Below are 8,298 nucleotides of genomic sequence, written 5' to 3'. Positions count from 1 at the left end.
GTTCAGCACCGTGCTCTTGCCGGTCGGGCTGAAGGCCTCGGCCGGCGGCGCCACGGGGGCGCCCACGGCGAGGACGCCCGCCAGGAGGAAGGCGACGCCGGCCCCGAGGGCGGTGCGTTTCGGACGTGTGATCATGATGCTTCTCCTCGCTCGACCACCGAGGTGGTCGTGGATGCGAGCCGACGTCGTCGTGCGGCTCGGAGTGCGACGGCACCGGCGAGAACCGATGCCAGGGCGGCCAGGGCGAGCGCCGTGGTCGAGGCCGAGCCGGTGAAGGCGAGACCTGGGGAGGCGGAGCCGTCGGGGGCCGGGCCGGTCCCGCCGACGGGCACCGCGCCTCCCGCGCCGGATCCGGACCCCGGACCGGCGGCCGGTCCGGTACCGCCGCCCGGGGTACCCGGCGTGCCGGGAGTGCCGGGCGTGCCGGGATCGACGGGCACGACCGCGGCAGGGTCGACCGTCGTGACGACGTCGTCCACGAGGAGCTCGCCCGCGCCGTCGCCGCCGAGGTAGAACGCGAGCTGCGTCACGCTCGACGGGTCGAGGACGGCGTCGCCCGCCCAGGCGGGCGGAGCGAACGCGCTGAGGGGCACGTCGATCCGCTGCCAGCCCTCCCCCTCGACCGCGAGGGTCGTCTCGAAGTACGACCCTCCCGCCACGACCTGCACGGTCACGTCGTCACCGGTCGGGGCTCGCAGCGCGAGCGAGAGGCCGGTGTAGCCCCACCAGTCCTGAGGCTCGGCGAGGGTGCGGACGACGCCCGCGTAGCCGGGGCCCGTGAGGTCGTAGGCGAACCGTCCGGCCTGCGAACCCGTGGACGGGTTCTCACCGAGGGTCGGTGTGACGGCTCCGCCGCCCGTGTTGCGCACGTAGGAGGTGTTGAGATCGGCGTCGTCGGCGTACTCCTCGAAGTCCTCGACCACGAGCGCCTCGGTCGGGAGCGGACGCGTGGCGAAGGACGCCGTCGTGGGCACCGACGTCGTGGTGCCGACGCCGTTCACGGCCTCGACCGACCAGCGGTAGGTCGAGCCGGGCACCAGCGTGACGTCGGGCCGGTACGACGTGCCGGTCAGACCGCCGGCCGAGGCCACGACCGTGCCCTCGGAGTCCGTGAGCGCGAAGCGGTAGTAGGCGGCGTCCGCCGCGGCCGTCCACGAGAACTCCGGGATCGAGGTGGCGCCCGTCGTCCCGTCGAGGGGCGCCTGGAGCGAGAACGCCCCGGGCGCCGCGGTGGGGTCGACGGCCGCGGACCGCAGGGTGGCCCGCGTCAGGTGCGCGTCCCCGGCCAGCACGACCCGGACGTGATCGCCGACGAGGCCGTCGGCCACGACCGCTCCGTCGTCGCCGACGACCGTCGCAGCGGGCGCCCAGGTGCGGCCGTCCCCGCTGGTCTCGACGCGGACGGCGGACGGCTCGTCGACCTGGAACTCGGCGCGGGCGAGCCCGGCACGCTGCCAGGCCACCGAACCGGATGCGCCGTCCGTCGCGACGACGGACCCTCCGTCGGGGTCGGCCGCGACCGTCACGCCCTCGTGTGCGGACGAGAGGCGCCAGTCCTGCACGGGGTCGACGAGCACGTCGCCGCCGTCGGGGCGGACGACGTCGGACGCGGGTCCGCTCGCCCCCGTTCCGTCGAGCGCCCGCACCCGGTAGGAGGCGCCGGCCGGGGACTCGATGTCGGTGACGGTCCCGGCCGACGCACCCAGCGCCTCCTCGGTGACGGTCGTCCACGGCTGGTCGGCGACCTGCCGCTCGACGACGTAGCCGGCGGCGCCGGCGGTCCCCCGCCAGGTGATCGTCGAGATGCCCTGGGCACGGTGGACGCTCGTCACGAGCGGGGCCCCCAGGGGAAGGGCGGGCAGCACGACGCCGATGTCGACGGCGTACTGGCGGATCGCCTCGGCCCGCGACTCCTCGGACGGCGTCCCGCCGGGCAGGTGGAAGGTGAAGCCGTCGTCGTGGGGCACGAGGCCGGCGCGATCGTCGTGGCCGAAGAGCGACCAGGCGAACATCCCCGAGACGGCCGGATCCTGCGCGATCGGGCCCAGCAGTGCGGGCGTCGCCGCCGTCGAGGCGTACTCGCCGGCGATGTAGACCTTCCCGGCGGCGGTGACGGTCGCGGCGTCGGCCGAGACGCGGTCTGGCGTCGGCGGGTAGTAGTGGACGTCGACGATGTCGAGCGCCGTCGCGGCGAGGGTGTCGGGGTCGATGTCGAACCGTCGACCGGCGGCGACGAGCTGCGACGGGGCCTGCTGCTTGATGTGGGCGACCTGCTCGTCGATCCACGGGAGGGTCATGCCCTCGAGTTCGTTGCCGAGCTCCCAGGCCATGATGGTCGGGTCCTCGGCGTAGGGGACGCCGGTGAGCGCGTTGGTGCGCCCGACGACGTGGTCGACGTAGTCCTGGTAGGCGTCGATGGCCCTCGGGTCGGTGTAGAAGTCGGCGGACTCGAGGCCCAGGGGCGTCGTGAAGTCGCGGTGTCCGCCGTGGTAGTACTCCCACTCGTCGGTGAGCGGCAGGATCAGCCGGATGCCGAGCGACCCGGCGTACGCGACGGCGAAGTCGATCGTGGCGAAGGCGTCGTCGTCGTACTCGCCCAGGCTCGGCATCAGCGCCAGCGTGTTCGCGTCGTCCTGGGCCGTCGAGGTGCCCATGTGCGAGCGGACGACGGTGATGCCGGCACGGTGGGCCGAGTCGAGGGTGTCCTTGATCCGGAAGAAGGTCGGGTAGTCGACCCCTCCGACGTTCTCGTCGAGGCCGAGCCAGTAGATGTTGGCTCCGCTCGCCCGGAACGTCTCTCCCCCGAGCCGGAGGCGCGAGGCGTCCCGGGTGACGAACTCGGTGTTCCGAGTGGTCCACTCGGCATGTGGCGCGGCCGACGATGGCGCCGTCTGATGCGGCGTCAGCGGTGCGAGCGATCCGAGCAGGACGCCGGTGGCGACCACGGCGCACACTCGGATCGACCGCTGCCGTGTCGGTCTCGGGGTCGTTCGGGACGGATGGTCGGGGACGCTGGTGGCGGTTCGTGTCGTCATCGGTGCTCAGGCTCCTTCGGCTGTGCGGTGATCACGGCGGCCCGGGCGGGCCGCCCGGTGTCAGGTGGTGCTGACCAGCCGCCGCGGGCCGACCCTGGTCGGGTCGAGCATCTCGGGGCGGTGGACGAGGGCAGCGGCTCCGAGCAGGGGAGCGGCGGATCCGAGGGCTGCCGGGACGATGAGCACCTCGGCGGCGTAGGCGAGCACGGTGGCTCGACGAGCCGCCTGGCGCACGAGGTCGACGTAGTCGGGCACGACCCCGGCGAAGCCGCCGCCGATGGCGACGACGTCCAGATCGAGCAGCGTGGTCGTGCTGGCGATCGCCTGGCCGACGGCGGCGGCGGACCGGTGGACGGCCGCCCAGGCGGTCGGCTCCCCGTCGGCGCACGACAGGGCGAGCTCCTCCCCCGAGGTCCCGACCCACCCGTGGCCCCGGGCCCAGGACACGGAGCTCGTCCCGGACGCGACGGCCTCGAGCGTCGTCGAGTCGACGTCCCCTGCTGTTCCCCCGAAGCCCGCGACGTGGATCTGGCCTATGTGTCCCGCGTTGCCCGTCCTGCCCGACACCAGCGCTCCCCCGACGATCAGCCCGCCGCCGACCCCGGTCGAGACCACCATGGACATCGAGTCCGCGAGCCCGGCGGTCGCTCCGAGCCAGTGCTCGGCGAGGGCGATGCACGTGCCGTCCAGGCGCAACCGGACGGGCAGGCCCGGGAGACGATCCTGCACGTCGGAGCGGAGGTCGAACCCGGCGAGGACGGGCAGGTTCTTCGGACTGACCGTGCCCGCGACGAGGTCGACGGGGCCGGCCGAGCCGATGCCGGCCCCCCTCAACTCGCCGCCGGCCGGGAGGGCCGCCAGAGCGCCGTCGACCACGGTGCCGACGGCGGCCCGCAGATCGGCCCGGTGCGACGCCGCCCCCGTCGCGGCGCGCACCCGGCTGCCATCGGCGATCCGCCCGCTCGCGTCGACGAGGGCGGCCTCGACCTTGGTGCCGCCCAGGTCGACGGCGAGGGCGAATCCCGACATCGTCAGGCCCAGTCGACGACGAGCTGGTTCGACGTGCGCAGCACGCTCGGCGACGTGAGCTGCTCGGCCGTGAGCGATGCGGCGCTGGTCACCCGGAAGGTGACGGACTCCCCGGGCAGCAGGGTGATCATCATGTCGTCGACGACGGCGGCGGGGTCGATCTTGTCGACGAGCAGCGTGACGTCACGAGCCAGGGAGGCGCTGGTCACCACGACGTCGTAGCCGCCGTCGACCGCGGTGACGGCGGTCGTCAGGTCGGCGGCGGTCAGGGCCGAGTCGCGCTGCTCGACCGGGAACCACAGTCCCCGCTCGACACCGACCGTGGCGACGATCAGCTCACGGGTCGGGTCGCCGAAGGCCGCGACCTCGGCGGGGATCGGGACGGAGCCGGTGGTCCGGGCATCGAGGGCCAGGTCCACGGTCGCCGAGGCGAGCAGACTGCCGTCGTACGACATCCTCTGCAGGACGACCCGCGCCTCCCACGGTTCGGACGAGTCGTTCGAGACGGCGGCGACGAGGTCGGCGCCTCGAGGCTGGATCGTCACGAGGCGGTCGGCGTAGACGTGCTTGAGGGCGTAGAGCAGCGGCTTGGCGCGGCCGTAGCCGTCGACGGCGGCCCAGGAGGTGACGGGCCAGCAGTCGTTCAGCTGCCAGACGACGGATCCCATCGTGGTCGGGCTCCACGACCGCCAGTGCTCGATGGCGAAGGCGACCGCGTTCGCCTGGTTCAGCGACATGGCCCAGTGCCAGTCCTCGGTGTCGTCGGGCAGCGGGAGGTGCGCGACGAGGCCGTCGGTCAGCTTGTCGTTGCCGTCGGTCGCCTTCTGGTGCCAGATCATGCCGGGCGACTCGGGCGTCAGGGGCGAGTCGGAGATCGATTGCCGGATCGTCGACCAGGTCGCGGGGCCCTGCCAGCCGAACTCGGCGACGAAGCGGGGCACGGTGTCGCGGTAGTGCGGGTAGTCGACGCGGTTCCACAGCTCCCAGAGGTGCACCGAGCCGTGCTCGATCTCGTTCGCGGGGCGCTCCGGGTCTCCCGACCAGGGGCTGCCCGGCGTGTACGAGCGCTCCGGGTCGAGCTCGGCGACGAGGCGCGGCAGCAGGTCGAGGTAGTAGCCGAGACCCCAGGTGCGACCCTGGAGGCGCTTCTCCCAGCCCCACTCCTCGAAGCCCCAGATGTTCTCGTTGTTGCCGTTCCAGAGCACGAGGCTCGGGTGGGACATGAGGCGCGTCACGTTGTCGCGGACCTCGGCCTCGACCTCGCTGCGGAGCGGCTCCTCCTCGGCGTAGGAGGCGCAGGCGAAGAGGAAGTCCTGCCAGGTCATGATGCCGCGTTCGTCGCACAGCTCGTAGAAGTCGTCGGACTCGTAGTAACCGCCGCCCCAGACGCGCAGCAGGTTCATGTTCGCGAACTCGGCCTGGTCGAGGCGGGCGGCCACGCGCTCACGCGTGACCCGCGTCACGAACGCGTCGTCCGGGATCCAGTTCGCGCCGCGGGTCCAGACGGGCTCGCCGTTGACGACGACCCTGAAGCTCGTGCCGTCGGCGTCGGGCTCGAGCTCGACGACGACCGTGCGGAAGCCGATCCGCGTCGACCACGAGGCGGCGGGCCGCTCGTCTGCGGTCAGCTCGACCGCGAGGTCGTAGAGCACGGGGTCACCGTATCCGCGGGGCCACCAGAGCTCGACGTCGGCGACGTCGAGCTCGACGACGGCCTCGGTGGCCCCCGCCCCGACGGCGACCGCCGCCGTCGCGACCCCGGTGCCGTCGGCGCTCATGATCGTGGCCTCGAGGGTGAGCGCGGCGTCGGAGCCGGCCGCCCGCTCGAGGGCGACGTGCGCGGTGACGCGACCCGCGCCTCCTCCGGTCGTGACCACCGGGCGGACGCTCTCGACCCGGGCTCCCGACCAGGAGTGCAGGGTGACGGGCTTGACGATGCCCGAGGAGGCGGCGTCGAGGCCCCAGTCCCAGCCGAAGTTGCAGGCCGCCTTGCGGATCGCGTTGAAGGGGTGGAAGTAGGTGTGCGGCCGGTAGCCGATGTCGAGGCTGGCCTGGTCGGCGTAGGCGACGGGCGAGGCGAAGCGGACGACGAGGTCGTTGTCGCCGTCGACGAGCGCCCCGTCGGCCGGGAGGCGGTAGGTGCGGTGCTGGTTGACGGTGCGTGCCAGCTCGGTGCCGTTCAGGGTGACCGTGGCGACGGTGTCGAGGCCCTCGAAGACGAGGTCGTGGCGGTCGTGGCCGTCGGGGCTCCACGAGAACGCGGTGCGGTACTCCCAGTCGCTCTCGCCGATCCAGGTGACCTTCTGCTCGTTCCGGTCGAGGTAGGGGTCGGGGATGAGACCCGCGGCGAGCAGGTCGGTGTGGACGAGGCCGGGCACCGTCGCGGGGATGACGGCGGCGGCGATCTCGGCGGGGACCGGGCCGCCGGTCGAGCGGACGGACCAGCCGTCGTGCAGCGGGCGGAGGGTCTCGGTCGCGGTGGTGGGGAAGGTGGTGGTCACTTGGTGGCTCCTGCCGTGAGGCCGTTGTAGATGTATCGCTGGAGGAAGAGGAAGGCGATGAGGGTGGGGACGATCACCAGCAGCGTGCCCGCCGCGATGACCTCCCACCGCGCCCCGAACGGGCCCATGAAGCGGAACAGCGAGGTCGAGATGACCCCGAGATCCTGCGAGGGCATGTAGAGGAACGGGATGTAGAACTCGTTGTAGACCGCGATGCCCTTGATGATGACCACCGTCGCGATGGCCGGCTTGAGCAGCGGCAGGACGATGCGCCAGTAGACGGTGAAGCGGCTCGCGCCGTCGAGCATCGCCGCCTCGTCGAGCGACACGGGGATCGACTGCATGAACTGCAGGAAGATGTAGATCGCGACGATGTCGGTCCCCATGAAGATGAGGATCGCCGCGCCCCGGGTGTTGAAGAGGTCGAGGGCGCTGATCACCTGGAAGGTCGCGACCTGCGTCGTGACCGAGGGCACGAGCGTCGCGAGCAGGAACCCGCCGAGCACGAGCTTCCGGCCGCGGAAGCGGAAGCGGTCGATGGCGTAGGCGGCCATCGTGCCGATCAGGATGGTGCCGACGACGGACACGACGAGGATGATCCCCGTGTTGACGAAGCCCATCAGCATGCCGCCCTGGGTGAAGGCGGTGACGAAGTTGTCGAGGTTGAGCCAGTCGCCGGGCGGGGTGAGCGGGGTCGTGGTCCGGTACTCCTGGTCCGTCTTGAACGCGAGCATGACGATGGTGACGAGCGGGACGAGGGCGGCGAGGCACGCGAGCACGAGGCTGACGTACTTGACGGTCGTCCCGGCGCGGGCGAGCGCGCGCGAGCGGGTGGGCGACGCCGTGGTGGTCATGAGGCGTCCTCCTTCTTCTCGTCGGGGAACAGCAGCCGCTGCACCGCCGTGATGGCGAGCACGATGACCAGCAGCACGACCGCCATCGCGGAGGCGAGACCGACCTTGGAGAACCGGAACGCGGTGTCGACCGTCTGGATGACGAACGTCTCGGACCCGTTGGCGCCGCCGGTCATGATGTACGGCATCTCGAACGCCGAGAGGGCGCCCGCGATCGCGAGGATGAACGACAGGCCGAGGATGCGCCGGATGCTGGGCACGATGATGTAGATGAACTTGTGCCACGAGGTGGCGCCGTCGAGGTCGGCCGCCTCGTACTGCTCGGACGGCACCGACTGGATGGCTCCGAGGAACAGCACGAAGTTGAGGCCCATGTACCGCCAGACGCTCGTCGCCGCGAGGGACGTGTTCACCACGTCCGGGTCGCCGAGCCACTGCGGGGTGTCCTGCACGCCGACGAGGGCGGCCAGGGCGTCGAGGGTCCCGCCCGGGCGGAAGAAGTAGAGGAAGACGAGCCCGATCGCGACCCCGTTGATGAGGTACGGGAAGAAGATGATCCCCTTGAACAGGTTCGAGAAGCGGGTCCTGAAGCTGAGGAGGGTCGCGAAGTACAGGGCCAGGACGAGCTGGGCGATGGCGCCGGCCAGGTAGAAGAGGCTGACGAAGAAGACCTGGAAGATCTCGGGCCGGGTGACGATCTCGACGAAGTTCTCGAGTCCGACGAACTCCTTGACCGGCGACAGGCCGTCCCAGTCGGTGACGCTGTACCAGAGCAGGTTCGCGACGGGCACGTAGGTCAGGACGATCAGGAACGCCAGCGGCACGACGAGGAACAGCCACGGGGTGACGCGCAGGCCGCGACGGCCCACGCGACCGGCC

The 8,298-nt window shown here is 71.8% G+C and carries 5 protein-coding genes; all 5 read right to left on the bottom strand.

What is annotated here, in order from left to right; all coding sequences use genetic code 11:
• Nucleotides 1-131: 131 nt before the first annotated feature.
• The gene (locus FFA01_RS15545; protein WP_167627407.1) at nucleotides 132-2,945 is read right to left on the bottom strand and encodes a carbohydrate binding domain-containing protein; all 2,814 of its coding nucleotides are present in this window, start codon (nucleotides 2,943-2,945) and stop codon (nucleotides 132-134) included.
• Nucleotides 2,946-3,095: 150 nt separating this feature from the next.
• A complete protein-coding gene (locus FFA01_RS15540) occupies nucleotides 3,096-4,064 on the bottom strand; it encodes an ROK family protein (RefSeq protein WP_146857093.1) in 969 nt (322 codons plus the stop codon).
• 2 nt (nucleotides 4,065-4,066) lie between these two features.
• Nucleotides 4,067-6,565, bottom strand: a complete 2,499-nt coding sequence (locus FFA01_RS15535) for a beta-mannosidase (protein WP_146857092.1) — start codon at nucleotides 6,563-6,565, stop codon at nucleotides 4,067-4,069.
• Nucleotides 6,562-7,419 (bottom strand): carbohydrate ABC transporter permease, encoded by an 858-nt coding sequence (locus tag FFA01_RS15530; protein ID WP_146857091.1) that lies wholly within the window; start codon nucleotides 7,417-7,419, stop codon nucleotides 6,562-6,564. The genes FFA01_RS15535 and FFA01_RS15530 overlap by 4 nt, the downstream gene beginning before the upstream one ends.
• A partial coding sequence (locus tag FFA01_RS15525; RefSeq protein ID WP_371859226.1) for a carbohydrate ABC transporter permease occupies nucleotides 7,416-8,298 on the bottom strand: 883 nt, incomplete at its 5' end. The genes FFA01_RS15530 and FFA01_RS15525, both read right to left, overlap by 4 nt.

Origin of the sequence: Frigoribacterium faeni (assembly GCF_007988805.1) — a bacterium.
GTDB classification, from domain to species: Bacteria; Actinomycetota; Actinomycetes; order Actinomycetales; family Microbacteriaceae; genus Frigoribacterium; species Frigoribacterium faeni.
The sequence above is the reverse complement of the archived record's forward strand: the minus strand, read 5'-3'. Positions and strand labels throughout refer to the sequence as shown.

What these genes read in the sequence shown, in the direction of transcription:
- FFA01_RS15540 (WP_146857093.1), bottom strand. Translation starts at nt 4,064, where the DNA reads ATGTCGGGATTCGCCCTCGCCGTCGACCTGGGCGGCACCAAGGTCGAG.
- FFA01_RS15530 (WP_146857091.1), bottom strand. Translation starts at nt 7,419, where the DNA reads ATGACCACCACGGCGTCGCCCACCCGCTCGCGCGCGCTCGCCCGCGCC.